Annotated in this window: 22 protein-coding genes; 10 read left to right on the top strand and 12 right to left on the bottom strand. The window is 69.4% G+C overall.

All coding sequences use genetic code 11. From position 1 onward, the window contains the following. Positions 1-19: 19 nt before the first annotated feature. Both ACRSBM_RS04865 and ACRSBM_RS04860 read right to left on the bottom strand, forming a co-directional pair. Positions 20-469, bottom strand: coding sequence for an AMIN-like domain-containing (lipo)protein (locus ACRSBM_RS04865; protein ID WP_434440124.1), 450 nt, complete (start codon positions 467-469; stop codon positions 20-22). A 64-nt stretch (positions 470-533) separates the two neighbouring features. Then, complete coding sequence (locus ACRSBM_RS04860) at positions 534-1,304, bottom strand: polysaccharide deacetylase family protein (RefSeq protein WP_434440122.1); 771 nt, start codon at positions 1,302-1,304, stop codon at positions 534-536. Positions 1,305-1,391: 87 nt separating this feature from the next. Between ACRSBM_RS04860 and ACRSBM_RS04855 the strand changes: the two genes are divergently transcribed. The 3 genes from ACRSBM_RS04855 (at position 1,392) to ACRSBM_RS04845 (ending at position 3,892) form a co-directional block, all read left to right on the top strand. Further along, positions 1,392-1,919 carry a YbhB/YbcL family Raf kinase inhibitor-like protein gene (locus tag ACRSBM_RS04855; protein ID WP_434440120.1) on the top strand — a complete coding sequence of 176 codons (528 nt, stop codon included), beginning with the start codon at positions 1,392-1,394 and terminating at the stop codon, positions 1,917-1,919. Between the two features lie 121 nt (positions 1,920-2,040). Beyond that, positions 2,041-3,414 (top strand): mycothione reductase, encoded by a 1,374-nt coding sequence (locus ACRSBM_RS04850; RefSeq protein ID WP_434440118.1) that lies wholly within the window; start codon positions 2,041-2,043, stop codon positions 3,412-3,414. A 64-nt stretch (positions 3,415-3,478) separates the two neighbouring features. Beyond that, complete coding sequence (locus ACRSBM_RS04845; RefSeq protein ID WP_434440117.1) at positions 3,479-3,892, top strand: hypothetical protein; 414 nt, start codon at positions 3,479-3,481, stop codon at positions 3,890-3,892. 7 nt (positions 3,893-3,899) lie between these two features. Here the strand turns inward: ACRSBM_RS04845 and ACRSBM_RS04840 are convergent, their stop codons facing one another. Together ACRSBM_RS04840 and ACRSBM_RS04835 are read right to left on the bottom strand one after the other, a co-directional pair. Then, the gene (locus tag ACRSBM_RS04840; protein ID WP_434440115.1) at positions 3,900-4,307 is read right to left on the bottom strand and encodes a VOC family protein; all 408 of its coding nucleotides are present in this window, start codon (positions 4,305-4,307) and stop codon (positions 3,900-3,902) included. A gap of 216 nt (positions 4,308-4,523) precedes the next feature. Further along, positions 4,524-5,762 (bottom strand): CynX/NimT family MFS transporter, encoded by a 1,239-nt coding sequence (locus ACRSBM_RS04835; protein WP_434452971.1) that lies wholly within the window; start codon positions 5,760-5,762, stop codon positions 4,524-4,526. Between the two features lie 54 nt (positions 5,763-5,816). Here ACRSBM_RS04835 and ACRSBM_RS04830 point away from each other — a divergent pair, with 54 nt between their 5' ends. From ACRSBM_RS04830 to ACRSBM_RS04815, 4 genes are all read left to right on the top strand, one after another. Further along, positions 5,817-6,488, top strand: coding sequence for a FadR/GntR family transcriptional regulator (locus tag ACRSBM_RS04830; RefSeq protein WP_434440114.1), 672 nt, complete (start codon positions 5,817-5,819; stop codon positions 6,486-6,488). Positions 6,489-6,531: 43 nt separating this feature from the next. Further along, on the top strand, positions 6,532-7,635 hold the full coding sequence (locus ACRSBM_RS04825) for an epoxide hydrolase family protein (protein WP_434440113.1): 1,104 nt from the start codon (positions 6,532-6,534) through the stop codon (positions 7,633-7,635). After that, on the top strand, positions 7,632-8,723 hold the full coding sequence (locus ACRSBM_RS04820) for a winged helix DNA-binding domain-containing protein (RefSeq protein WP_434440111.1): 1,092 nt from the start codon (positions 7,632-7,634) through the stop codon (positions 8,721-8,723). The genes ACRSBM_RS04825 and ACRSBM_RS04820 overlap by 4 nt, the downstream gene beginning before the upstream one ends. A 72-nt stretch (positions 8,724-8,795) precedes the next feature. Beyond that, entirely contained in the window at positions 8,796-12,623 is a 3,828-nt protein-coding gene (locus ACRSBM_RS04815) for a hypothetical protein (RefSeq protein ID WP_434440109.1), read from the top strand. Here ACRSBM_RS04815 and ACRSBM_RS04810 read toward each other — a convergent pair. From ACRSBM_RS04810 to ACRSBM_RS04800, 3 genes are all read right to left on the bottom strand, one after another. Next, a complete protein-coding gene (locus ACRSBM_RS04810) occupies positions 12,582-13,307 on the bottom strand; it encodes a DUF2306 domain-containing protein (RefSeq protein ID WP_434440107.1) in 726 nt (241 codons plus the stop codon). The two genes, ACRSBM_RS04815 and ACRSBM_RS04810, sit on opposite strands and share 42 nt — an antisense overlap. Before the next feature lie 81 nt (positions 13,308-13,388). Continuing rightward, a complete protein-coding gene (locus ACRSBM_RS04805) occupies positions 13,389-14,258 on the bottom strand; it encodes an NmrA family NAD(P)-binding protein (protein WP_434440106.1) in 870 nt (289 codons plus the stop codon). Then, positions 14,255-15,676 carry an MFS transporter gene (locus tag ACRSBM_RS04800; RefSeq protein ID WP_434440104.1) on the bottom strand — a complete coding sequence of 474 codons (1,422 nt, stop codon included), beginning with the start codon at positions 15,674-15,676 and terminating at the stop codon, positions 14,255-14,257. Before ACRSBM_RS04800 ends, ACRSBM_RS04805 begins: the two co-directional genes overlap by 4 nt. A 168-nt stretch (positions 15,677-15,844) precedes the next feature. On the opposite strand from ACRSBM_RS04800, the gene ACRSBM_RS04795 reads away from it, so the two are divergent. Then, entirely contained in the window at positions 15,845-16,525 is a 681-nt protein-coding gene (locus tag ACRSBM_RS04795; protein ID WP_434440103.1) for a TetR/AcrR family transcriptional regulator, read from the top strand. On the opposite strand, the gene ACRSBM_RS04790 is transcribed toward ACRSBM_RS04795, so the two are convergent. Beyond that, positions 16,522-17,415, bottom strand: a complete 894-nt coding sequence (locus ACRSBM_RS04790; RefSeq protein ID WP_434440102.1) for a LysR family transcriptional regulator — start codon at positions 17,413-17,415, stop codon at positions 16,522-16,524. The two genes, ACRSBM_RS04795 and ACRSBM_RS04790, sit on opposite strands and share 4 nt — an antisense overlap. A gap of 73 nt (positions 17,416-17,488) precedes the next feature. Between ACRSBM_RS04790 and ACRSBM_RS04785 the strand changes: the two genes are divergently transcribed. Then, positions 17,489-18,382: an EamA family transporter gene (locus ACRSBM_RS04785; protein ID WP_434440100.1), complete on the top strand. Its 894-nt coding sequence runs from the start codon at positions 17,489-17,491 to the stop codon at positions 18,380-18,382. Here the strand turns inward: ACRSBM_RS04785 and ACRSBM_RS04780 are convergent. Continuing rightward, positions 18,306-19,805, bottom strand: a complete 1,500-nt coding sequence (locus ACRSBM_RS04780; RefSeq protein ID WP_434452969.1) for a cobyric acid synthase — start codon at positions 19,803-19,805, stop codon at positions 18,306-18,308. The two genes, ACRSBM_RS04785 and ACRSBM_RS04780, sit on opposite strands and share 77 nt — an antisense overlap. A 28-nt stretch (positions 19,806-19,833) precedes the next feature. On the opposite strand from ACRSBM_RS04780, the gene ACRSBM_RS04775 reads away from it, so the two are divergent. Then, positions 19,834-20,514, top strand: a complete 681-nt coding sequence (locus ACRSBM_RS04775) for a hypothetical protein (RefSeq protein WP_434440099.1) — start codon at positions 19,834-19,836, stop codon at positions 20,512-20,514. Here the strand turns inward: ACRSBM_RS04775 and map are convergent. From map to ACRSBM_RS04760, 3 genes are read right to left on the bottom strand one after another with little or no spacing between them, the layout of a single operon-like run. Continuing rightward, a complete protein-coding gene (gene map / locus ACRSBM_RS04770; protein ID WP_434440098.1) occupies positions 20,501-21,358 on the bottom strand; it encodes a type I methionyl aminopeptidase in 858 nt (285 codons plus the stop codon). The genes ACRSBM_RS04775 and map overlap by 14 nt on opposite strands. Positions 21,359-21,368: 10 nt before the next feature. Beyond that, entirely contained in the window at positions 21,369-21,497 is a 129-nt protein-coding gene (locus tag ACRSBM_RS04765) for a hypothetical protein (protein ID WP_434440096.1), read from the bottom strand. Beyond that, a complete protein-coding gene (locus ACRSBM_RS04760; RefSeq protein WP_434440094.1) occupies positions 21,497-23,287 on the bottom strand; it encodes a penicillin-binding transpeptidase domain-containing protein in 1,791 nt (596 codons plus the stop codon). Before ACRSBM_RS04760 ends, ACRSBM_RS04765 begins: the two co-directional genes overlap by 1 nt. Positions 23,288-23,305 lie beyond the last annotated feature (18 nt).

The raw sequence follows: 23,305 nt of genomic DNA, 5'->3' as shown, positions 1-23,305 counted from the left end.
TGTCTCCCCCTAATGACCTTCAGCTGTTGTCGATGTCCACCACGACACGGGTCGGGTTGTCCAGGAACGAGATCGTGTAGGCCCTGCCCGTGCCGGCGTAGCCGATCGCGAAGTCGAGGTGGGCCTCGAAGTCGCACGTGTTCGAGACGCTCCTGACCTTCGAGAGGCCGGGCGTCTCGAAGGCGCGCGGCCCGGCGTAGCCGTGGGCGTTGGCCGGCTGCATGCTCACGACGAGGAACTCGTCGCCCTTGGCCGAGATCGGCTTGCCGGACCCGCAGTTGTCCGGCTGGGTCGTGCGGTACTCCGACACGCTCGGCCGAGGCCCGGCGAGGTCGAACACGACCCGGTCGAACCCGGCGTGCAGCCCGGTCCGGATGCCCGTGAGCTCGGTGGCCTCGGCCGCCGCCGCGGCCGGTACGACGCTCAGCGCCATGCCCGCGGCGACGAGCGCTGCTGCGATTCGCTTCATCTCTTCCCCCTCTTCGGCGAAGGCGCCCCACCCCTGTTCACGCGCGGGCAGCCCTCCAGGTTGTCTACCCGAGGAAGTCCTCCAGCGGTACGGGAATGAGCCCATCCTGCTTCGCGCGGTTCAGGAACGCCGTGAAGTCCTCGGCGAACGTGGTGCGGAAGTGCATGAGCACGATGTCCCCTGCGTTGAGCCGGTCCCCCTGCTGGAACTGCACCCGCCCGTCGTTGACCGCGGCCGTCCAGTTGACCAGCGCCTTGAACCCGCAGCTCGCGGCGGCCTGCCGGGTGGTCGCGTCGTAGTTGCCGAACGGCGGCCGGAACAACGTGGGCCGTTTCCCGTAGTCCGCCGCCAGGAAGTCGGCGTTGCCGCAGATCTCGTTCCGCTGGAACTGGAGCGGCTTGCCGCTCAGGTTCGGGTGGTTCGTCGTGTGGCTGTGCACCGTCACGGGCAGGTTCTTGAAGTAGTCCTTGTGCCCCTCGGCGTACTTGGTGTTGAGGAACACCGACGGCCACACACCGGCCTCGATCATCAGCTCACGAGCCTTCGGATGTTGCACGGCCCCGTCGTCGATCGTGATGAACACGTACGGCTTGTCCGTCTGGATGCGCGTCACGACGGGAACCATCCCGTCGACAACTGCAGGCGCCGTCGCCTGCACGGTCCCGTACGCGTACGGGGGCTCGAACATCCGCTTCGGCCGCTCCGGCGTGGTCGTGCTCGCCGGCGGCTGAGAAGTGGTCAGAACGGGACCGCCGGACTGCGACGCAGGTGTCTCCCCACACGACACCACCGCGGCGACCAGCACAAACGCAGCAAGCAGCCGCAACCTGGACATCAATCTCCCCCTCCACGCGAAAGACGTCGCGCGGGCCCCACCGGTTGCACGGGGATAGGCTCGAACTGATCACAAAGGAGGTCTTCCATGAGCCTCGAGCGCCCAGTCGCTCCCGACCCCTACCAGCTGCTCCCGCAGGTCGGCACGTTCACCGTCACCTCGGCGGACGTGCGCGACGGCGAACAGCTTTCCGACGCCCAGCTCCTCGAGGGCGGCAACACCTCACCGCAGCTCTCCTGGTCGGGCTTCCCAGCAGAAACCCGCAGCTTCGTGGTGACCTGCTACGACCCCGACGCCCCCACCCCGTCAGGCTTCTGGCACTGGGTGGCCGTGAACATCCCGGCGACCACCACCCAGCTGGACACCGGTGCAGGTGCCTCGGACGCCACGCTCCCAGGTGACGCCTTCCACGTCCGCTCCGACCTCAGCACCAGGGCCTTCGGCGGCGCCGCCCCACCCAAGGGCGACCACCCGCACCGCTACTACTTCGTGGTCCACGCCGTCGACGTGGACAAGCTCGACGTGGACGCCGACGCCTCCCCGGCCGTGGTGAGCTTCAACCTCGCGTTCCACACGCTCGCCCGCGCGATCATCACCCCGACCTACCAGCACTGAACGCGCAGCCGGAGACCAACAGTGGTGGGGTCCGTCACGGGACCCCACCAGCGCACTCCGTAAGGCCCGCGTAACAACCAACCGGGGAACATCACCCGGCACGAAATGGTTGGATCGACACGTGAGGCACTTCGACCTGGTCATCATCGGCACCGGCTCCGGCAACAGCATCCCCACCGAAGCCATGGCAGGCTGGCAGATCGCCATCCTGGAGAAAGGCACCTTCGGCGGCACCTGCCTGAACGTCGGCTGCATCCCGACGAAGATGTTCGTCCACACCGCAGACCAGGCCGCGGCCCCCGCGAACGCCAAGAAGCTGGGCGTGGACGCGCACACGGACGCGGTCCACTGGCCGGAGATCCGTGACCGCGTCTTCGGCCGGATCGACCCGATCGCCGAGGGCGGCCGTAACTGGCGTGCCAACGAGAACGCGAACGTGACGGTCTACGAAGGCACCGCCACGTTCATCGACGCCCACACGATCGACACGGGCACCGGCGAGACCATCACCGCGGACCGGATCGTCCTCGCGGCGGGCAGCCGCCCGAGCATCCCCGACATCGCGGACCTCGACACCACCGGCTTCCACACCAGCGACACGATCATGCGGCTCGACGAGCTCCCCGAGAGCCTGGTCATCGTCGGCAGCGGCTTCATCGCCTCCGAGTTCGCCCACGTCTTCAGCAGCTTCGGCGTCAAGGTCACGCTGATCGCCCGCTCGAACCTGCTGCTGCGCCACGAGGACCTGGAGATCGCCGAGCGCTTCACGACGATCGCCAAGACCAAGTGGGACGTCCGCCTCCAGCGCAAGACCACCCGCGCCGAGAAGACCGACACCGGCGTCCGCCTGCACCTGGAGGGCCCCAACGGTGAGGAAACCGTTGAGGCGCAACAGCTCCTGATCGCGACCGGCCGCCAGCCGAACACCGACCTGCTCCACGCGCAGAACGCCGGCCTGGAGCTGCACCCGGACGGCCGCGTCAAGGTCGACGAGTTCCAGCAGACGTCCCAGCCGCACATCTTCGCGCTCGGTGACATCAGCTCGAACCACCAGCTCAAGCACGTGGCCAACCACGAGGCCAGGGTCGTCCAGCACAACCTGCTGAACCCGGACGACCTCCAGGCCAGCGACCACCGGTTCGTGCCGGCCGCCGTCTTCTCCAGCCCGCAGATCGCGAGCGTCGGTCTCACCGAGGAGCAGGCGAAGGAACAGGGCATCCGGTACGTCACCGCGAGCCAGGCCTACGCGTCCATCGCGTACGGCTGGGCGATGGAGGACACCACCGGCTTCGCGAAGCTGCTCGCGGACCCCACCACCGGGCAGCTGCTCGGCGCGCACATCATCGGGCCGCAGGCGTCGACGGTGATCCAGCCGCTGATCCAGGCGATGAGCTTCGGGCTGGACGCGAAGTCCATGGCGCGCGGGCAGTACTGGATCCATCCGGCGATGCCGGAAATCGTCGAGAACGCGCTGCTCAACCTGCCGCTGGACTGAAGGCCCAGCACGACAGGGACTTCCGCCGCTGCCGGAAAGCCACGCGACCGGCCACGATGCAGCGATGACCGACAGAGTCCTCGTCGCCTACACCTCGACCATCGCCGCCACGGACGAGATCGCCGAGATCATCGGCACCGAACTCGCTGGCTGCGGGCTGAGAGTCACCGTGCTCTCGGTCGCCGCCGCCGAAACGCTGCACGGGTTCGGTGCCGTGATCCTCGGCGATGCCGCCGCGCGTGACGCGCATCGGTTCGTACGACGACACAGGGTTTACCTCAAACACACGCCCACGTGGCTGTTCCACCGCGGCACGCCACCCGTGCCCAACGACGTCACGCGCATGGTGCGGAGACTCGGGGCGACCGGGCCGGTCAGCTTCGGCGGTGCGGCACCGGACTGGGACCGGGCGAAGGCATGGGCACGTTACCTCGCCCACCAGCTCACGGTGCTGCACCGCGGTTTCGTCTCCAACTGATCCCGGCTCAGGAGGCCTGCTGGATCCGCACGGTGTTGCCCGCCGGGTCGCGGAACACGCAGTCACGCGCACCCCAGGGCTGGTCCGCCGGCTCCTGCACGACGTCCGCACCGCCCGCCTGCAGCTTGTCGAACACGCCGTCCAGGTCAGGCGTCGACAGGTTGATGAACGCGTACGAGCCGTTCTGGATCATCTCGGCGATAGCGGTGCGCTGCGAGTCGGTGAGTCCATCGGCCATGGCCGGTGGTTCGAGCACGACGGCCGAACCCGAACCCGCCGGGGCGACCGTGATCCAGCGCATCGTGCCCTGGCCGACATCGGCGCGGACCTCCCAGCCGAGCAGGTCGCGGTAGAACGCCAGCGAGGCGTCGGGGTCGGTGTGCGGGAGGAACGTCGCGTGAATGGTGATGTCCATGCCGGCAACGCTAGGACCAGCGAGAACGCCGTGCTTCTCGATTCCTGACCACCAGGGCCCATATCGAAGTCCATGTTCGCGATAGCCGGGCCTGAGGCGGCCCCTGGCGGCACGGCCGGACGACCCACATACAACACCGGTATGCGGCCCGTCCGGCCGCACCACCAGAAACCACCTCAGGCGCGACTCTCATCGAACGGGACCTCGATACAGGCCCTAGACGTAGCGCGGGCGTCCGGCGATCATGCCCAGCACGGTGAGCGCGGCGAGCAGCACCAGCTGCAGCGTCAGCGACACCGTCCACGTGCCGGTGGACTCGCGCAGCACACCGAACGCGAAGGGCCCGGACGCCGCGATCAGATAGCCGAGGCTCTGCGCCATCGCGGAGAGCCTGGCAGTGTCCGAAGTGGACTTCGTGCGCAACGACATGATGAGCAGCGCCAGCGGGAACATGCCCATGCCGAACCCGATCAGCACCATCCACAGGCCGGGCGCGGCGGCGGGCGCCACCAGCATGCCGAGGATGCCCGCGAACGACAGCACGCCGAGCACCAGCACCATCGGGACCTGGCTCGAGAACCGCGCGGCGATCGGCGGCACGAACAGGCTCACCGGAACGCCGAGCAGCATCGACACGGCCAGCAACATGCCGGCGGTATTCCGGTCCACGCCGGCGTCGACGAGCATCGCGGGCAGCCAGCCCATGACGGTGTAGGCGAACAACGACTGCAGGCCGAAGAACACGGTGATCACCCACGCCAGCGGGCTGCGCAGCAACGAGCGCTTCTCGGCCGGGGCAACCGAGCGCACGACGGTCGACGCGGCACCGTGGCGCGCACCGGCGAACCACACGATCACCGCACCGGCCGACAGCAACGCCCAGGCGCCGACCGCGAGCCGCCACGAGCCGAGGTAGTCCTCCAGGCGCGGTGTCGCGGCGGCGGCCAGCGCGGCGCCCGCGGCGAGCGTTCCCGTGTAGACACCGGTGAGCAGGCCGACCTTGTTCGGGAAGGACGCCTTCACCACCACCGGGATCAGTACGTTGGACACCGCGATGCCCGCGCACGCGATGAAGGTGCCGCCCAGCACGACCCACGGTCCGTCGATCACGCGCAGCACCAGGCCGAGCGTGAGCACCCCCAGCGAGAGTCCGATCGCGCGGGCCATGCCGAGGCGGCGACTCAGCCAGGGGGCCGCGAACGCCGCGAAGCCGAAGCAGAGCGCCGGAACGGCCGTCAACGCACTGGTCCAAGCGGCCGAAACGCCCAGGGCGGCGCGGACATCGCCGAGCACCGAGGCCAGACTGGTCACCGCCGGGCGGAGATTCGCGGCAGCGAGGGCGACCCCGATCGCGAGCAGCGTCGACCCGACCAGCGGAACGTGGCGATTCTCGACGACCGCCACCCTGCGACCGCGATCGGTGGCAGGGTGTGCGGACAGAGTCGGCTGCTTCATCGTCACGCGCACTACTATCGCAGACGTAGGATGTTCGGATGAAAGGATCACGCTGTGCCGTTGGCCACTACCCGACGGGCGGGCCTCGTCGACCAGGTGATCGAGCAAATGCGCAGCACGATCACGACTGGTGAATGGCCCGTCGGGCAGCGCATCCCGCCCGAGCCCGAGCTGGTCACCGCGCTCGGGGTGGGCCGGAACACGGTCCGCGAGGCCGTGCGGGCGCTCTCGCACGCGGGCCTGCTGGAGGTGCGCCAGGGCGACGGCACGTTCGTCCGCGCGACCAGCGAGCTGTCCGGCGCGGTCCGCCGCATGTGCGGCACCGAACTGAAGGAGGTGCTGCAGGTCCGCCGCACCCTCGAGATGGAGGGCGCGCGCCTGGCCGCCAGGCACCGCACGGACGCCGAGCTGGCACGTCTCACCGAGTTGCTGCGCAAGCGGGACACGGCCGTGGAGGCCGAGCAGTGGCCCGAGGTGGTCGAGCACGACACCGCGTTCCACGTGCTGCTGGTGCAGTGCTCGCACAACGCGCTTCTAGCCGAGCTCTACCAGGGCTTGACCGAGGCCGTGAAGGCTTCGGTGGCGGCATCTGTCGACACCAGCCAGCCTGGCGCCGACCAGGTGTCGCACACCGGGCTGCTGCACGCGGTCCGTGACGGTGACGAGGAGAAGGCGGCGATCGAGGCGGGCGGATTCTTCGAGGAGCTGATCGAGAAGTTCTGCTGATCGCGGACTGAAGGTGTCCGCATGAGCTCATAGCGTGGGGGCCATGGAGATCACGCCGTTCCGCATCGAGATCCCGCAGGCCGAGGTCGACGACCTCCGTGCCCGCCTGGCCGGCACCCGCTGGCCGGAGGACGACCTGCCGGGCGTCGGCTGGTCCTACGGCATCCCGCTGAGCTACCTGCGCCCGCTCGCCGAGTACTGGCGCGACGGGTTCGACTGGCGCGCGCAGGAGGAGCGGATCAACTCCCACCCCCAGTTCACGACCGAGATCAGCGGGCAGCGCATCCACTTCCTGCACGTCCGGTCGAAGAACCCCGACGCGTTGCCGTTGCTGCTGATCCACGGCTGGCCCGGCTCGTTCGCCGAGTTCCTGGACGTGATCGAGCCGCTGTCGCGCGACTTCCACCTGGTGATCCCCTCGATTCCCGGCTTCGCCTTCTCCGGCCCCGTGCGCAAGCCCGGCTGGAACGTCCTGCGCGTCTCGTGGGCGTTCGCGAAGCTGATGGAGGGCCTGGGCTACGACCGCTACGGCACGCAGGGCGGTGACTGGGGCTCCGGCATCGCGCAGGAGATCGGCCGCGTGTTCCCCGAGCAGGTCGTCGGCGTGCACGTGAACATGCTGCAGACGTTCCGGCCGTCCGGGGTCAACGACCTGTCGCCGGAGGAGTTGCGGGCGCTGGAGTCCCTGGACCACTACCAGAAGGAGCTCTCCGGCTACATGCACCTGCAACGCAGCCGGCCGCGCACGCTCTCCTACGCGCTGACGGACTCGCCGGTCGGGCAACTCGCGTGGATCGCGGAGAAGTTCCACGACTGGACGGACAACGAGGGCGTACCCGAGGACGCGGTGGACCGCGACCACATGCTGACCAACGTGTCCATCTACTGGTTCACCGGCACGGCGGGCTCGTCCGCGGCGCTCTACAAGGAACAGGCGGCGTCCTGGGGGCAGCAACAGCCGTCGACGGTGCCGACCGGTGTCGCGGTCTTCCCGCACGACCTCAGCCTGCCGGTGCGGTCGCTCGCGGAGAAGATGATCCCGTCGATCGTGCACTGGACGGAGTTCGACCGCGGCGGCCACTTCGCCGCGATGGAGGAGCCGGACCTGCTGGTCCAAGACATCAGGAAGTTCTTCGGATCACTGTGAGCACAACACTTTCCCACCGCACGCTGAACCGGACGCTGCTGGCCCGGCAGCTGCTGCTGGAGCGCACCGACATGCCGATCGTGCAGGCCGTCGAGCACCTCGGCGGCCTGCAGGCGCAGGCACCGGTTCCGCCCTACCTCGCGCTGTGGACGCGGCTCAAGCCATACAGGGTCGACGCGCTGAGCAAGCTCATCATCGACCGCTCGCTGGTGCGGATGACGTTGTGGCGCGGCACGTTGCACCTCATCTCGGCCGACGACGTCTACCTGATGCGCACGGCGTTGCAGCCGGAGCTCGACAAGTGGGCGAAGATCGTGATGCCGCCCGCGACCCGCGTCGAGATCGACCTGGACAAGCTGGCCCGGATCACGCGTGACTACATCGACGCCGAACCGCGCACGGTCGCGGAGATCGGCGCGCACCTCGAGGAGCACTTCCCCGAGGCGAAGGCGCGCGAGCTGTCGACGCAGGCGCAGATGCTGGTGCCGATGATCCAGGTGCCGCCGCGCGGAATCTGGGGTGTGGGCGGCATTCCGCAGAACGTCGCGATGGCCACGTGGCTCGGGCGGGACCTGCCGGAGCGGGCCGCGGTGGGTGAGCTGATCAAGCGGTACCTGCGGGCGTTCGGGCCGGCGACGCTCGCGGACATGCAGGCCTGGTCGCGGTTGATCGGGCTGAAGGCGCACGCGGCGGACCTGGAGCTCGTCGAGTACCGCAACGAGGCCGGCAAGGTGCTGCTGGACGTGCCGGACGGCGTGATCGTGTCCGAGGACGTGCCGGCGCCCGCGCGGTTGTTGCCCGCGTTCGACAACGTGTTGCTCGGGCACGCCGACCGGACGCGGATCATGAGCGAGGACGCGCGCTCGCGGTGGGGTGCGGTGCGCAACGGCGTGTTCCCGCCGACGTTCCTCGTGGACGGGTTCCTGCGCGGCACGTGGAACGTGGTGGAGACCAAGGACACCGCGACGCTGACGATCGAGCCGTATTTCAGGACCACGAAGAAGGACATGGCCGGTGTGGTCCGCGAGGCCAAGGCGGTGCTGAAGGTGATGGCACCGAAGAAAGAGCACGTGGTCGCTGCCCCTTAGGGCGGATTTTCGTACCCCTGCGGGTGTCTGGCGGCCGTGTCGCGCGCGTGGGCGGTGGTTCAGGCTCGGACCATGGTCGCCGCACGCCGGGAAGCCGACGCGAAGGCCGAGACCACGAGCGCCCTCGCGGACGGCAAACGCAAGACGGCTGTACCCGGGACCCCGCACGCCCTGCTCGCGTTGCAACGAGACGCGGGCAACGCGGCCGTGGGCGCGCTCATGGCGGCCAAGCAGAAGCAGCCGGACGAGGCGAACATCGACGCGGCGCTGAAGGAGGTCAAACGCGGCGAGCCCGACATCGACACTGTGGAGAAGGGCCTCAAGGCGGCGCAGTCGGCCGGGGTGCCGGTGACGATGGAGGGCCCGAAGCCACCGGCGTCCGCGCTGGCCGTGACGACGACGGGGTTCGGGCCGAACTCGGTGCAGCCCAAGAAGCCGGTACCACCCGCGAAGCCGGTGCCCGCGAAGCCCAAGCTGGGCAAGGCGGGCGCGAAACCGGCGGCCAAGACCGGCGGCCCGGCACCGAAACCCGCCGCGGCGCCCGCGGTTCCGGCCGTCGCCGCGGCCGACCCGGCGTTCGTGCAGGTGACCGAGAAGGTCAAGGCGTTCGCGGCGGCCAAGAAGGCGCATCCGCCCGCCTCGGCGAAGGCGAAGGAGGCGCAGGACGCCGCGCAGGCGCCGGCGGACGACCTGGCGGGCCAGGCGAAGGCCGCCAAGGTCGACTCGATGGACGCGCAGCAGGCGGGCTCGTTCGACAAGCAGGCGTTCATCGCGGCGGTGAAGACCGCGATCGAGGCCAAGTCGCCCAAGACGTTGCAGGAGGCGACCTCACCGTCCGGCAAGGCCGACGGCGTCGGCGCCGAGGTGAAGGGCATGGTCTCCCAGGGCAAGGAGGGCCAGGCCAAGGACATCGAGGCGGCCACCGACGCGCCGCCGGACCAGTCGAAGGCCGTGCCGAAGCCCGTCACGCCGATGGCGCGGGAGAATCCCGGCGCGGCCGTGCCGATCCCGGCCACCGGTGCCGTGCCCAAGCCCGCGGCGCCGGCCCAGACCGACCTCAGCGCGGGCAAGCAGCAGGTCGCCCAGGAACAGGGCGATGTCACCGACGAGCAGCTGCGGCAGTCGAACGAGCCGCAGTTCCAGCAGGCGCTGGACGCCAAGCAGACCGCCGCCGCACACGCCGGCACCGCACCGGCCCAGTTCCGCGCGCAGGAACAGCAGTTGCTCGGCCAGGCCAAGGCCGACGCGACCGCCGAGACGGCCGCGGGCGTCGCCGGGATGCAGGGCGCCAAGGGTGCCGCGCTGGCGAACCTGGTGGCGGACAAGGGAAAGACGAAGACCAAGGACGAGGCCAAACGCGCCGAGGTGACGACGAAGATCCAGGGCATCTTCGCGGCGACCGAGGCCGAGGTGAAGAAGATCCTCGACGGCATCGACCCGAAGGTGGAGGCGGAGTTCGCGAAGGGCGAGGCGCAGGCGAAGCAGGCGTTCGAGTCGTTCGTGGCCGCCAAGGTCGGCGCATACAAGCAGGACCGCTACAGCGGCTGGCTCGGCGGTTTCCGCTGGGCCAAGGACAAGCTGCTCGGCATGCCGGACAAGGTGAACGAGTTCTACACGGCCGGCCGCGAGCTCTACCTCAAGCGGATGGACGGCGTGATCTCCCGCGTCGCCGACATCGTGGGCGGCGACCTTTCCGCCGCCAAGCAACGGATCGCGACCGGCAAGGCCGAGATCGCCGCGTTCGTCAAGACGCTGTCGCCCGAGCTGCGCAAGGTCGGCGCCGAGGCGTCCGAGGAGATCAACGCGAGGTTCGAGCGACTGGAAAGCGACGTCACCGACAAGCAGAACGCCGTCGTCGACACGCTGGCCAGCAAGTACGTCGAGGCACACCAGGGACTCGACGAGCGCATCGAGGCGATGCGGGCGGAGAACAAGGGCTTCGTCGACGCCGCGATCGACGCCGTCAAGGGCGTGGTCAACACCATCCGCGAGCTCGCCGGAATGCTGCGCGACGTGCTCTCCCGCGCCGCCGGGGTCGTCGGCGACATCATCTCCAAACCCGTCGAGTTCCTCGGCAACCTGATCGCCGGCGTGAAGGGCGGCATCCTCAAGTTCAAGGACAACATCCTCGACCACCTGCGCAAGGGCCTGATGGGCTGGCTCTTCGGCGCGCTGGCCGAGGCCGGTGTCGAGCTGCCGGAGAAGTTCGACCTGCGCGGCATCGTCAAGCTGCTGGCGTCGATCTTCGGCCTCACCTGGGCCAACATCCGCAACCGCCTGGTGCGCCAGATCGGCGAGAAGGCCATGGCCGCGGCCGAGAAGGGCGTCGAGATCTTCCAGGTCCTGACGTCGCAGGGCGTCGCGGGCCTGTGGCAGATGCTGATGGAGAAGCTCGGCGACATCAAGGAGACCATCCTCGCCCAGGTGAAGGACTTCGTGATCACGAAGATCATCACCGCCGGCCTCACGTGGCTGATCGGCCTGCTCAACCCCGCCGCGGCATTCATCAAGGCCTGCAAGCTCATCTACGACGTCGTGATGTTCTTCGTGACCAACGGCAGCCGCATCATGAAGTTCGTCAACACCGTGATCGACTCGGTGGCCGACATCGTGCGCGGCAACGTGAGCGGCGTCGTCAACAAGATCAACGACGTGCTCGGCCAGATGGTCCCGATCATCATCGGCTTCCTCGCGAGCGCCATCGGGCTGGGCGGCATCGGCGCGAAGATCCGGTCGATCATCGAGACCCTGCAGAGGCCGGTGAACAAGGCGCTGGACTGGGTGATCAAGAAGGGCCTGACGCTGGCCGGTCCGATCATCAGGGCCGCCAAGGGCATCAGCGGCAAGGTGAAGGCCAAGGTGGCGGCGGGCAAGGCGTGGGTGAGGGGCAAGGTCGAGGCGGGCAAGGCGAAGGTGAGGGACTGGGCGGCGGCCATCCCCGGTCTGTTCGGCTTCCAGGGCGGCGGTGAGTCGCACAAGGTGTGGATCGAGAAGACCGGTGCCCGCCGGGTGATGGTCGCGAGCACGCCGACCGAGGCGGGGGCGTTGCTCGACCACTACTCGGCCCAGATCAACGGCTTCCCCACCGGCTCGGCAGCGCAACGGGCCAAGCGGACCGAACTCCAGGGGCACGTCGCCACCGCGCGCTCCCGGCTGCAGAACCTGACCACCGACGTGAAGATGCCCTACGACGAGCGCGACAGGTTCAACCACAAGAACAGCCTGGCCCGCAAGCAGTCGGCACTCGGGGCGAGTCTCAAGGTCGTCTTCGACGCCGTCCACAGGCAACGGATGCTGCTCGCCGGTCAGGTACCCGCCTACACCACCGGAGCGGGGAAGAAGGCCGCCGGGAGCGTTCGCTGCGTGGCGACCTTCCTGGTCGACTGCCTCGCCGGAGAGGGGCCGTACCCGACCAGTGGCGGCAGACCCGCGGGCACCGAGACCGACACCAGGAAGGTCCGCGGCGCGGGGAACCGCACCGCACACCCCATGGACCGTTCGGACAGCACGACGACCGGGCAGACGGGCGGGTTCGTGATCGGCGCGACCGCCGCGTCCCACCACGTCGAGAAGCCGCTCGAACTGGTCACGCGCGCCACGGGTGACGCGACACCGGACACCCACGCCGAAGCACGGGTGCTGTCCCAGATCACGACGTTCATCGCGAACGACCCGAGCTGGGCGAAACGGGTGCGCACGATCCAGATCAACATCTCGCACAGCCCCTGCCCGAGCTGCACCGGCCTGCTCCTGACCCTGCACCAGCGCCTGCGGAACCCCGACCTGCGCATCGCCGTCGTGCAGTGGGGTGCCCCCTACGACTGGGGTCCCACCCCCACGACGCCGCAGTCGATCAGCTCACTGCGCGGGAGCTACCGCACGCTCGGCCCGGTTCCCTGAGCCCTCGGACTCGGACCTGCGCGACCGGGCCAGGGGCGCCAGGGTGCGCTGGATGATGAAGTACTCGGCCACCAGGACGTTGACCAGGATGGACGCCCACCCGGAGACATCGTAGATCTCCTCGAACTCCAGCCCGGGGAACGACGACTTCACCGCGAGCCCGGTGGTCAGGTAGATGCGCAGGGTCACGGCGGCGAAGGTGAGGGTGTAGTTGCGGATCATCCACACCCGGTGCAGCGCCACCTCACCGCGCCGGATGGTGCGGTAGGCCTTGGCGGCGGTGAACAGCCATGCCACGGTGAGGATGTAGAACGCGACCCGGATCGAGAACCCGCCGAGCGAGAACGTGGCGGCGAACAACGACGCGACCGAGGCGACCACGACGGAGATCAGGTAGATCCGGCCGAGCAGCCGGTGCAGCCGGGGATTGCGCGCACGCAGCCGGCTCACGAACTGGAACGGGCCGATGATCAGGGCCAGACCTCCGGGGAGGGCGTGCACCGCGAGGGTGAGGTAGTGCAGAGCCACGTCCGGGTCGACCGGCACGTTGCTGGCCTCCGGGTTCCCGCTCAGGTACGGCGGGACGGCATAGCCGGCGATGCCGATCGCCAGCACCGCGGTCAGCCCCCACGACGCCCACCACCAGCGACGCCGGGCGGTTCTGGACAGGGATGAGGTGATCATTCAGAGCTCCAATTCACCGGAAACTGCCGTGCTGAAGAAGGAATGGACGACGGCAACGGACCCGAGGCCGTCAGGGGTGGTTCAGCGGCTGGGGAGGAACGCGCTGGCGTGGTCGTGGGCGAAGTCGGCCAGGTCCCGCGCCGGACGGCCGGTGAGGATCGCGACGTCGCTGTGGACGGTGGCCGCTTCACCTCTGGCGTAGTGCGCGTAGTCCTCCACCAGGCCGTCGGCCTGCCACTCCGGCAGAATCCCGCGCAGGGAAGCGGCGAACGCCGGACCGGGCACGTCGGTGAACGTGATGGTCCGGCCGGTCGCGCGGGACAGCGCGTGGGCGATCTCGTGGTGCGTCACCGCGCGTGGCCCGGTCAAGGTGTACGTGCGGCCGCCGTGCCCGGACTCCGCCAGAACGGCCGCCGCCGCGTCGGCGACGTCACGGGTGTCGATCGCGCTGACCGCGGCGCCGCCGATCGGAGCACCGAACGTCCCGCTCGCGCCGATCATGCCGGCGAAGGCCAGTATCCCCTGCAGGAAAAGGTTGGGGCGCAAGACAATGTGCTCTGTTCCGAGCGCACGCACGTGCTCCTCCACCGCGGCGTGCCAGCGCAGGAAGCGCACGGGAGAGTTGGTCTTCGCGGCGTACTGGGACAGCAACGCCAACCGGGACACTCCTGCCCGCACCGCGAGATCGGCGAACCGGATCTGGAGGTCGGCGGCGTCCGGTGTGGAGGGACTGTTCAGGAACACCGCGTCCACTCCGTGAAGAGCGGCGGCGATCGACTTGGGATCGCGCAGGTCCGCGAAGACGAAGCCGACCCCTTCCGGCAACGTCGCCTCCTTGCCCGGTGTGCGCACCATCGCGCGCACCGAGAGCCCACGGGCCTGCAGCGCGGGGACGAGCAACGCGCCGATCCCTCTGGTCGCGCCGGTCACCAACACGGTCGGTGTGGTCATGAGCTCTGCTCCGCTTCGGTTCGACGATGGGTGACGGGGAGGAGGGACAGCGCGAGGGCGGCCAACGCGGGCACCGCCAGGCCGAGGAAGGCCGCCTGGTAGGCGAACCCGCTCGCTTCGCCGCCGGGTCCGGTGTCGGTGGCCACGGCGATCAGGGCAGCGAGCCCGAGGGCACCGCCCAGCTGTCGCGCGGCGGTGATCAGACCGCTGACCAGGCCCGCCTCGGCCGCCGCCGCGCCGGCCACGGCGACCGTGGTGGCGTAGACGAATCCGAGGCCGAGACCGACGCCGATCAGCAGGAAGGGACCCAGCAGCGCGACGGGGTATCCGGCGTCGGCGTCGGCCAGGGTGAGCCACAGCAGACCTGCCAGGAGCGCGGCCATGGCGCCCGCCGTCGCCGTCCGCGATCCCACCAGCCGGGCGAGCCAGGGCGCGCCGAACCCGCCCAGCGTGATCATCACCGCGATCGGCAGCTGGCTCAGGCCGGTCACCAGTGGGGACATCTGCAGGACGTGCTGCTGGTACTGCGGCAGGAAGAAGAACAGGCCGACCGAGACCGCGCCCAGCAGGAGCATCACGACGTTGCCCGTGACGACCGGACCCCGCCGCAGGATCCCGAGCGGAACCAGGGGGTGAGCGGAACGCCGTTCGATGACGACGAAGGCCGCCGAGGCGGCAACGCCGACCAGCAGGCTGACCACGGTCCGCGGCGAGCTCCACCCGACGTCGGGCGCGGAGATCAGCCCGAGGGCCAGGGCCGAGATCCCCACGGTGATCGCGGCGGCCCCAGGCAGGTCGAAACCGCCCGGCCGAGCCGGTGAGGGTGCCACCGCGTAGTACACGACGACAGCGACGGCGACGCCGAGCGGAACCGGCAGCCAGAAGATCGCCTGCCAGCCCAGTAGCTGGGTCACGGCTCCGCCGAGCAGAACTCCGAGCAGGCTCCCGGCGCCGAGGACGCCACCCCAGACGCCGAGTACCCGCCGTCGTTCCTCGCCGGCGGCGTAGAGGCCGAGCACGATGGAGAGCGCCGCCGGCGACAGGATCGCGGCGCCGGCACCCTGGACGATCCGCGCGACGATGAGGACGGTCCCGTCGCCCGCGAGCGCGCACATCGCCGACGCGGCCACGTACACCGCCAGCCCGGCCATGAACACCCGGCGGCCACCGGCCACGTCGGCGAGCCTGCCACCCAAGAGCAGCAGACCCGCGAAGGCGATCAGGTAGCCGTCGACGACCCAGGACAACTCGGCGTGCGACAGGCTCAGGCCGGCGCGTATCGCCGGTGTCGCCAGGTTCACCATCGCCGCGTCGAGGATCACCACGCCCACCACCGCGGCCAAACCGCCCAGCGCGAGGCGGCGCTTCTCGAACGGAGACGTGGGTAACCGCGCCTCGATCGGTCCGGACACACCCATGACCAGCTTCTCCCTCGGTTCGGGGCGATGTCTGCGTGATACAGATCCGTTGATGAGCGGATCTGCCAGACGCGATAGTACACACTATCGATCGATACTCAACCGTTTGTGTGACCCTCTCACAGAAGGGATCGGATGTAGGGTTGGCAACCAGGAAAGGGGGCCCGGATGCAACCAGCAACCGCCCGCAGCCCGATGCGGGAGCGGTTCCGTGAGCAGGTACGAGAGGACGTCAAGGCGGCAGCGCTCGATCAGCTGACCACCGGTGGGGCGCAGGCGATCTCGATCAAAGCCATCGCCAAGCAACTCGGGGTGTCCGGCACGGCGCTCTACCGCTACTTCGCCAACCGCGACGAGCTGCTGACCGCCCTGGTCGTCGACGCCTACGGCGACCTGCGCCAGGCGCTGGAACGAGGGTTCGAGGCCGGCCGGACGCAGAGTGACCCGGAAGAACGAGTCCGGGGGCTGGCCCGCGAGTACCGCGCCTGGGCACTGGCCGAACCGCACCGGTACGAGCTGCTGTTCAAGCCGCCGCTGCCGGGGTACGACGCGCACACCGAACCACTCGCGGCAGCGGCGCGCTCTCTGATGGAAGTCCTGCTGGCGGCCCTGCACGGCATCGACGACGCCGAACCGGTGCCGGCCGGAGACCTCAGTCCGGTGACCAGCGAGCAGGTGCTCGCCGCCCGCAGCGCCGGCACCGAGAAGTTCCAGCTGGCGGTCTCCGTGTGGTCACGCCTGCATGGCATCGTCAGCCTCGAACTGGGCGGTGGCTTCGCGGCGATGCACCTCGACGCCGACACCCTCTTCGAACGAGAGCTGCGAGTACTCGCCGAACGACTTGGCTAAACGGCGATCTGCTTGATCACGTCGAGAGCGGCGGTGATGGCCGGGCGGCGAGACGCCTGCGTCCGCCACACCGCGTACAACCGCCGCGTCGGCGTCGGCCGCAACGGCACGGCGTGCACGTTGCCCGGCATCTCTCCCCTGCCCAGGCGCGGGATCAGCGCGACCCCGATCCCCTTGGCCAGCAACGCCATCTGCGTCCGGTACTCGCTGATCCGGTAGGCCACCACCGGTTCGATGCCCGCGCCGTGGAACGTCCGCTCCAGCCAGTCGAAACAGATCGACCCTTCCGTCTGGCAGATCCACCGCTCGCCGGCGAGGTCGACGGGTTCGAGGAACTCCTTGCGCGACAACGGGTTCGTGACCGGGATCAGCACCTCCGCGACGTCGTTGACGATGAACGCGCGCGACAACGACGCCGGCACGGGCAGGGGTGTGTTCGCCCAGTCGTGCACGATCGCCATGTCGAGCTCGCCGCGTGCGACGGCCTCGGTGGCATAGGGCGGGTCGATCTCCGTGAGCCGTACGTCGAGGGCCGGGTGCCGCTCGGTCAGTCTCACGAGGACGTCGGGCAGCAGGCCGCGGGCGGCCGTGGCGAACGAGCCGATGCAGAGGCGGCCGATGGCGGCGCCTCTCTGTTCCTCCAGCGCCACCTCGGCCTCCTCCACGAGCTTGAGGACCTGGCTCGCGGTGTCGGCGAGCAGGCGGGCGGCATCGGTCAGGCGGACGCCGCGGCCACTGCGTTCCAGCAGCGTGGTGCGGGTCTCGCGTTCGAGTTTGGCAATCTGCTGCGACACCGCGGACGGCGTGTAGCCGAGCACCTCGGCCGCCGCGCCGACCGTGCCGTGCACGGCGATGGCGTGCAGAGCCTTCAGCCTTCCCAGATCCAGCATGTAGCGATGCTAAACCCAAGACCTTAGAAATCGGAACTGGTGCTAAATAGTTGTCGCACGCAAGCTTGAGGGCATGAGTCCCCGCCACGTTCTGCTCGCTGTGCTGGTCGCCGCCATCTGGGGCTTCAACTTCGTCGTGCTCAAGGTGGGTCTCGACGAGTTCCCGCCGATCCTGTTCTCCGCACTGCGCTTCCTCGCGGCGGCGGTGCCCGCGATCTTCTTCGTCGGACGGCCATCGGTGGCGTGGCGCTGGGTGATCGCGGTCGGGCTGGTGCTCGGCGTCGCGAAGTTCAGCTTCCTGTTCATCGGCCTCGACGCGGGCATGCCCGCCGGGCTCTCCAGCCTCGTGCTGCAAAGCCAGGTGATCTTCACGGCCGTGTTCGCGGCGGTCGCGTTGCGCGAACGGCCGAAGCCCGTGCAGATCGCCGGGATCGCACTGGCCGTCGCGGGAATCGGGCTGATCGCCTGGGACTACGGGCTGTCGTCACCGCTGCTCGGGTTCCTGCTGGTGGTCGCGGCTGCGGCGTGCTGGGGTGTGTCGAACGTGCTCATGCGGTACGCGCGGCCGGCGGACACGTTGCGGTTCATGGTGTGGGTGAGCGCGGTGGCGGTGATGCCCCTGTTCGCGCTGTCGGCGTTGACCGAGGACATGAGCGCACTCGGCCAGATCGACTGGGCCGGGCTCGGTGCGATCGGGTACGTCGCGTGGATCTCGACGCTGCTCGGGTTCGGCATCTGGGGGTTCCTGCTGCGCCGGTACGAGTCGTCCGTCGTGGCACCGTTCTCGTTGCTGGTGCCGGTGTTCGGGATGTTCTCGGCGTGGGCGTTCCTCGGCGAGGACCTGACCGTGCTGCGGGCGGCCGCGGGCGGCGTCGTGCTGCTGGGACTCGCTATTCCGCAGTTCGCGGGGCGCCGGGCGGCACGAACGGAAGTCCGGCCGGAGCCCCTCGTTCCAGCAGGTCGATGACGGCCTTCGTGTCGAGGTGGTCGGCGACCAGGTCGCCCAGCAGGTCGAGCTGGGCCTCGCGGGCGGCCTGGAAGCTCACCTCGCCCGGTTCGAAGTCGCGTCCCGCGCGGTCGGCGGCCCAGCGCAGGAACCTGCGGCGGAACGCGTCGTTCTCCAGCAGGCCGTGCCAGTGGGTGCCGAGCACCCTGTCGGTCTGCGCACCCTCCTCGCCGATCAACGGCCGCTCGGCGCTGCGGACGACCTGGCCGTGGTGGATCTCGTAGCCCGTGACGGGTTCGTCCCACGCGGTGTCCGACGGTGTGGCGAGGGTCTTCCGCGGCTGGAACCGGATGTCGACGTCGAGCAGGCCGAGGCCGTCGACCGTGCCGTACCCGGACTCCACGTCGTCCTCGATGCTCTTCGCCAGCATCTGGAACCCGCCGCAGATGCCGAGAACGGGGCCGTCGAAGCGCTGGATCGCCTGCGCCAGACCGGTTTCCCGCAACCAGGCGAGGTCGGAGACGGTGGCCTTGGAACCGGGCAGCACGACCAGGTCGGCATCGGCCAGCCGGGACGGCTCGGTCACGAACCGCACGGAAACGCCCGGCTCGCAGGCCAGGGCCTCCGCGTCGGTGGCGTTGGAGATGCGCGGCAACCGGATCACGGCCACGCGCAGCCAGTCCCGGACGGGCGGCCGCGGCCTGCCGATCACGCCGTCCGCGTTGTAGGACAACGAATCCTCGGCGTCGAGCCAGAGTTCCTCGCGCCACGGCAGCACGCCGAGCACCGGTCGTCCGGTCAGGGCCCGCAGCTGGTGCAGGCCGGGTTCGAGCAGGCGCTGGTCGCCGCGGAACTTGTTGATGACGAAGCCCGAGACCAACGCCTGGTCGGCCGCGTCCAGCACCGCGACCGTGCCGAAGAGGTGCGCGAACACGCCGCCGCGGTCGATGTCGCCGATCACGAGCACCGGCAGGTTCGCCCGTGTCGCGAGCCCCATGTTCGCGATGTCGTCGGCGCGCAGGTTGATCTCGGCCGGCGAGCCCGCGCCCTCGCAGATGACGACCTCGTGGTCTCGCCGCAGCCCGTCCAAAGTGGACAGAACGGTGTCGAGCAGCTGGTGCTTGCGCTCGCGGTAACTGAGCGCCGACACCTCGCCGACGGCCTTGCCGAGTACGACGACCTGGGACGTGCGGTCACTGCCCGGTTTGAGCAGCACGGGGTTGAACCGGACGCTGGGCTCCTTGCGAGCCGCCCGCGCCTGCAACGCCTGGGCGCGCCCGATCTCACCGCCGTCAAGTGTGACGAACGAGTTGTTCGACATGTTCTGCGCCTTGAACGGCACGACGTCGACGCCCTGGCGTGCCAGAAAGCGGCAAAGACCGGCCACCAGGACGCTCTTGCCCGCGTCCGAGGTCGTCCCACAGATCAACATCGCGCCCCGCATGGACGCCAATGCTGCCATCATCACCCCCATGCTCACCGTCGTGCTCATGCACAGCCCGTTCCTCGGCCCGTCGAGCATGCGCCCGCTCGCCGACGAACTGGCCTCCGACGGGGTGGCCGTCCTGCTGGTCGACCTGCAGATGACGATCAACGAGGCACCGGTGCACCAGCGGCTGATCGGCGCTTTCGCGGACGCCCTGGAGGACTCCGGCGTCGCCGGACCGCTGGTCCTGGTCGGCCACAGCGGCGCGGGACCGTTGCTGCCGGGTTTCGCCGACGCCCTCGAACTGGACGTGGCGGGCCTGGTGTTCCTCGACTCCGACCTGCCCACGCCGGGCAGGACGTGGCGTGACACCGTCGACCCGGCGCTGGTCAGCCAGGTCAAGGCGTCGGTGCGCGACGGCAAGCTGCCGCGCTGGGACCGCTGGTTCGACTCGGACCCGCTGCGGCTCGTGCCCGCCGGGCTGCGCGAGGAGATGCGCGACGAGGCACCCGAGGTGCCGTGGGAGTTCCTGAAGGAGCAGCGCCCGGTCGTCGAGTGGGCCGGGCCGTGCGGGTACGTGCTGCTGTCGTCGCACTACGAGGACGCGGCCGCCCGGGCGACGGAGCTGGGCTGGCCGGTCGAGCGCGTCGAGTCGCACCACCTCGCGGCCGCGACGTCACCCTCGGCGGTCGCGGCCGCACTGAAGTCCGTGCTCAGCAAACTGTGAGGATCTCCGAGCCCGTCTCCGTCACGACGATCGTGTGCTCGAACTGAGCGGTCCAGCTCTTGTCCTTCGTGGTGACGGTCCAGCCGTCGTCCCACATCTCGCCCTCGTACTCGCCGAGCGTGATCATCGGCTCGATCGTGAACGTCATGCCGGGCTCCAGCACCGTCTTCACCGACGGCTCGTCGTAGTGCAGGACCACGAGACCGCTGTGGAACGTGCGGCCGATGCCGTGGCCGGTGAAGTCGCGCACGACGCCGTAGCCGAAGCGGTTCGCGTACGCCTCGATGACGCGGCCGACGACGTTGAGCTCGCGGCCGGGCTTCACGGCCTTGATCGCCCGCATGGTCGCCTCGTGCGTGCGCTCGACCAGGAGCTTCGCCTCCTCCGAGACGTTGCCCGCGAGGAACGTGGCGTTCGTGTCGCCGTGCACGCCGCCGATGAACGCCGTCACGTCGATGTTCACGATGTCGCCGTCCTCGACGACGGTGCTGTCCGGGATGCCGTGGCAGATGACCTCGTTCAGCGAGGTGCAGCACGACTTCGGGAAGCCGCGGTAGCCCAGCGTCGACGGGTACGCGCCGTTGTCGCACAGGAACTCGTGCGCCACCGCGTCGATCTCGTCCGTCGTCACGCCCGGCACGACGACCTTGCCGGCCTCCTGCAGCGCCTGCGCGGCGAGACGCCCGGCGATCCGCATGGCGTCGATGATCTCCGGCGTCTGCACCCACGGGTCGGTGCCGCGCGTCGGCGCGGGCTTGCCCACGTACTCGGGACGCACGATGCGCGAGGGCACCTGACGCCGCGGAGATTGCACACCGGGTTGCAGGGGAGCACGAACAGCCATGCTCCCCAGATTAGCCGCCCGCGCGCGCACCACCCTGAGCCTGGTCCTCCGCCCGCGGCTCCGGCACGCGCGGCGCGGGCAGCAGCACGCCCGCGCGGATCAGGCGTTCGCGCATCGTCAGGTCTTTGCTCTTGCCCATCACGGCACCGCCTTGAGGAACCTCGCCGTCACCTCCACGGCCGGTGTCGAGGTCTCCCCGCTGAGAACGAGCGTCGCGAACGCGACATCGCCGCGGTAGCCCATGAACCACCCGTGTGAGTGCACGCCGTCACCGAACTGTGCGGTGCCAGTCTTGCCCCTCACGTCTCCGTACGGCTTGAGCTGTGGTGCAGAGCCGTAGTCGATGACCTCGCGCATCATCTGGCGCACCGGTTCGAGCGCGGTCGCGGGAGGTCCGGCGGGCTGTTTGTCCGCTTTGGTCTCCCTGCCGCGCACCAGCTGCGGCACCGGCATCGAGCCCTTCGCGATGGACGCCGAGACGAGCGCCATGCCGAACGGCGAGGCCAGCACCTTGCCCTGGCCGAACGCGTCCTCGGCCCGTTCCACGACGTCGGTCGCGGGCGGCACGGAACCGGTGATCGTGGTCAGTCCCGCGATCTCGAAGTCGACGCCGAGCCCGAGCGACAGCGCGGAGTTCGTCAGCAGGTCCGCCGGCATGTCGACGGCGAGCTGGGCGAACGTGGTGTTGCAGGAGAACGCGAACGCCGAGCGCAGCGGGATGGTGCCCTTGTCGAACTCGTTCGCGTTCGGCACGATCCGGCGGCCGTCGATGGTGGTCTTGCCGGGGCACGGCAGCGGGGTGTCGGCGGTGACCTTGCCGGACTGGATCGCGGCCAGCGCGGACACCGCCTTCAGCGTCGAGCCGGGCGGGAACCTGCCGGTCAGGGCGAGAGCGCCCTGGGCGTCGGCCGGGTCGTTCTGCGCGACGGCCAGGATGTCGCCGGTCGACGGCTGGATGGCCACCAGGACCGTGGGCTGCGTGAGCGGCTCGACGGCGTCCTCGGCGGCGGCCTGGATCGTCCTCGACAGGGCGATGTTCACGGCCTTCGCGGGTTCCGGTGCCTTCGAGTGCAGCTCGTCGATCTCGGCGCCCTGCGCGTCGATCGTGCTGACGCGGAAGCCCGCGTTGCCGGCGATGTCGTTCTCGACCAGCTTGCGCACGGCGGGCAGCACCTGCGAGCCGAAGTTGCGGCTCGGGGGCAGCAACGTGATCTGTGAGGGGAAGCGCACGCCGGGCAGTTCGTAGATCCTCGGCTTCACGGACAGGTAGTCCGGCTCCCGCAGCGACGCCACGTGGTACGCCTGACCCTCCGGGGTCTTGCCGACGCCCTCGGTGATCGTCTGCTGGGTGATCTCCTGGTCGATCGGGTTCAGCGCGTCCGCGAGCGCCTTCGTGACAGCCGGGACGTCACCGGCCTCCTTCGCGACGAGCGTCACCGAGACGACGCGTTCGGGGGCCAGCAGTGGCGTGCCCTCGCGGTCGAGCACCGGCGCCGGGTCCGGCTTGAGCTCGGTGAGCCGGACGGACTGCTGCGCGGCGAGCTTCGGATGCGCCACCGACGACGCCCAGTGCACCTTCCAGGTGCCGCCCTCCTGGCGCACGTCGAACCTGGTCGGGTACGTCCAGTGGCGGTTCTTGCCGAGGTCCCAGTCGAGCGTGACGCTCGCCTCGGACGCCGTCTCGCCGTTCTTGCGGATCTGGTCGACCTTGCTGGAGAGGCCCTCCGGCTTCAGCGCCGCCCGGAACTTCTCCAGGGTCTCCTTGGCCTCGTTGGGGTTGTCGGTCATCCCGGCGGCACCCTGCACGTCACCGGACGCGAGCTTCGCCAGGAAGTCGTTGGTGATCTCCGGTGGCCCTGGTTCCGACTTGAACAGCCCACAGCCGCTCACCGTCACCAGCAGTACCGTGATCGTCGCGAGAAGGCGCACCCGCGCGAGTATGCCCGT

It is taken from the genome of Lentzea xerophila (assembly GCF_051094245.1).
Taxonomy (GTDB): domain Bacteria; phylum Actinomycetota; class Actinomycetes; order Mycobacteriales; family Pseudonocardiaceae; genus Lentzea; species Lentzea xerophila.
Note: the sequence above shows the minus strand (reverse complement) of the source record. Positions and strands in the feature narration are given on the sequence as shown.

Bases quoted from the DNA above. Each gene is read 5' to 3' on its own strand.
- ACRSBM_RS04815 (WP_434440109.1), top strand. From the start codon at position 8,796: ATGGTCGCCGCACGCCGGGAAGCCGACGCGAAGGCCGAGACCACGAGC.
- ACRSBM_RS04790 (WP_434440102.1), bottom strand. From the start codon at position 17,415: ATGCTGGATCTGGGAAGGCTGAAGGCTCTGCACGCCATCGCCGTGCAC.
- ACRSBM_RS04810 (WP_434440107.1), bottom strand. From the start codon at position 13,307: ATGATCACCTCATCCCTGTCCAGAACCGCCCGGCGTCGCTGGTGGTGG.
- ACRSBM_RS04825 (WP_434440113.1), top strand. From the start codon at position 6,532: ATGGAGATCACGCCGTTCCGCATCGAGATCCCGCAGGCCGAGGTCGAC.
- ACRSBM_RS04805 (WP_434440106.1), bottom strand. From the start codon at position 14,258: ATGACCACACCGACCGTGTTGGTGACCGGCGCGACCAGAGGGATCGGC.
- ACRSBM_RS04860 (WP_434440122.1), bottom strand. From the start codon at position 1,304: ATGTCCAGGTTGCGGCTGCTTGCTGCGTTTGTGCTGGTCGCCGCGGTG.
- ACRSBM_RS04785 (WP_434440100.1), top strand. From the start codon at position 17,489: ATGAGTCCCCGCCACGTTCTGCTCGCTGTGCTGGTCGCCGCCATCTGG.
- ACRSBM_RS04855 (WP_434440120.1), top strand. From the start codon at position 1,392: ATGAGCCTCGAGCGCCCAGTCGCTCCCGACCCCTACCAGCTGCTCCCG.
- ACRSBM_RS04765 (WP_434440096.1), bottom strand. From the start codon at position 21,497: ATGGGCAAGAGCAAAGACCTGACGATGCGCGAACGCCTGATCCGCGCG.
- ACRSBM_RS04845 (WP_434440117.1), top strand. From the start codon at position 3,479: ATGACCGACAGAGTCCTCGTCGCCTACACCTCGACCATCGCCGCCACG.
- ACRSBM_RS04835 (WP_434452971.1), bottom strand. From the start codon at position 5,762: ATGAAGCAGCCGACTCTGTCCGCACACCCTGCCACCGATCGCGGTCGC.
- ACRSBM_RS04795 (WP_434440103.1), top strand. From the start codon at position 15,845: ATGCAACCAGCAACCGCCCGCAGCCCGATGCGGGAGCGGTTCCGTGAG.
- ACRSBM_RS04775 (WP_434440099.1), top strand. From the start codon at position 19,834: ATGCTCACCGTCGTGCTCATGCACAGCCCGTTCCTCGGCCCGTCGAGC.
- ACRSBM_RS04800 (WP_434440104.1), bottom strand. From the start codon at position 15,676: ATGGGTGTGTCCGGACCGATCGAGGCGCGGTTACCCACGTCTCCGTTC.
- map (WP_434440098.1), bottom strand. From the start codon at position 21,358: ATGGCTGTTCGTGCTCCCCTGCAACCCGGTGTGCAATCTCCGCGGCGT.
- ACRSBM_RS04865 (WP_434440124.1), bottom strand. From the start codon at position 469: ATGAAGCGAATCGCAGCAGCGCTCGTCGCCGCGGGCATGGCGCTGAGC.
- ACRSBM_RS04840 (WP_434440115.1), bottom strand. From the start codon at position 4,307: ATGGACATCACCATTCACGCGACGTTCCTCCCGCACACCGACCCCGAC.
- ACRSBM_RS04780 (WP_434452969.1), bottom strand. From the start codon at position 19,805: ATGCGGGGCGCGATGTTGATCTGTGGGACGACCTCGGACGCGGGCAAG.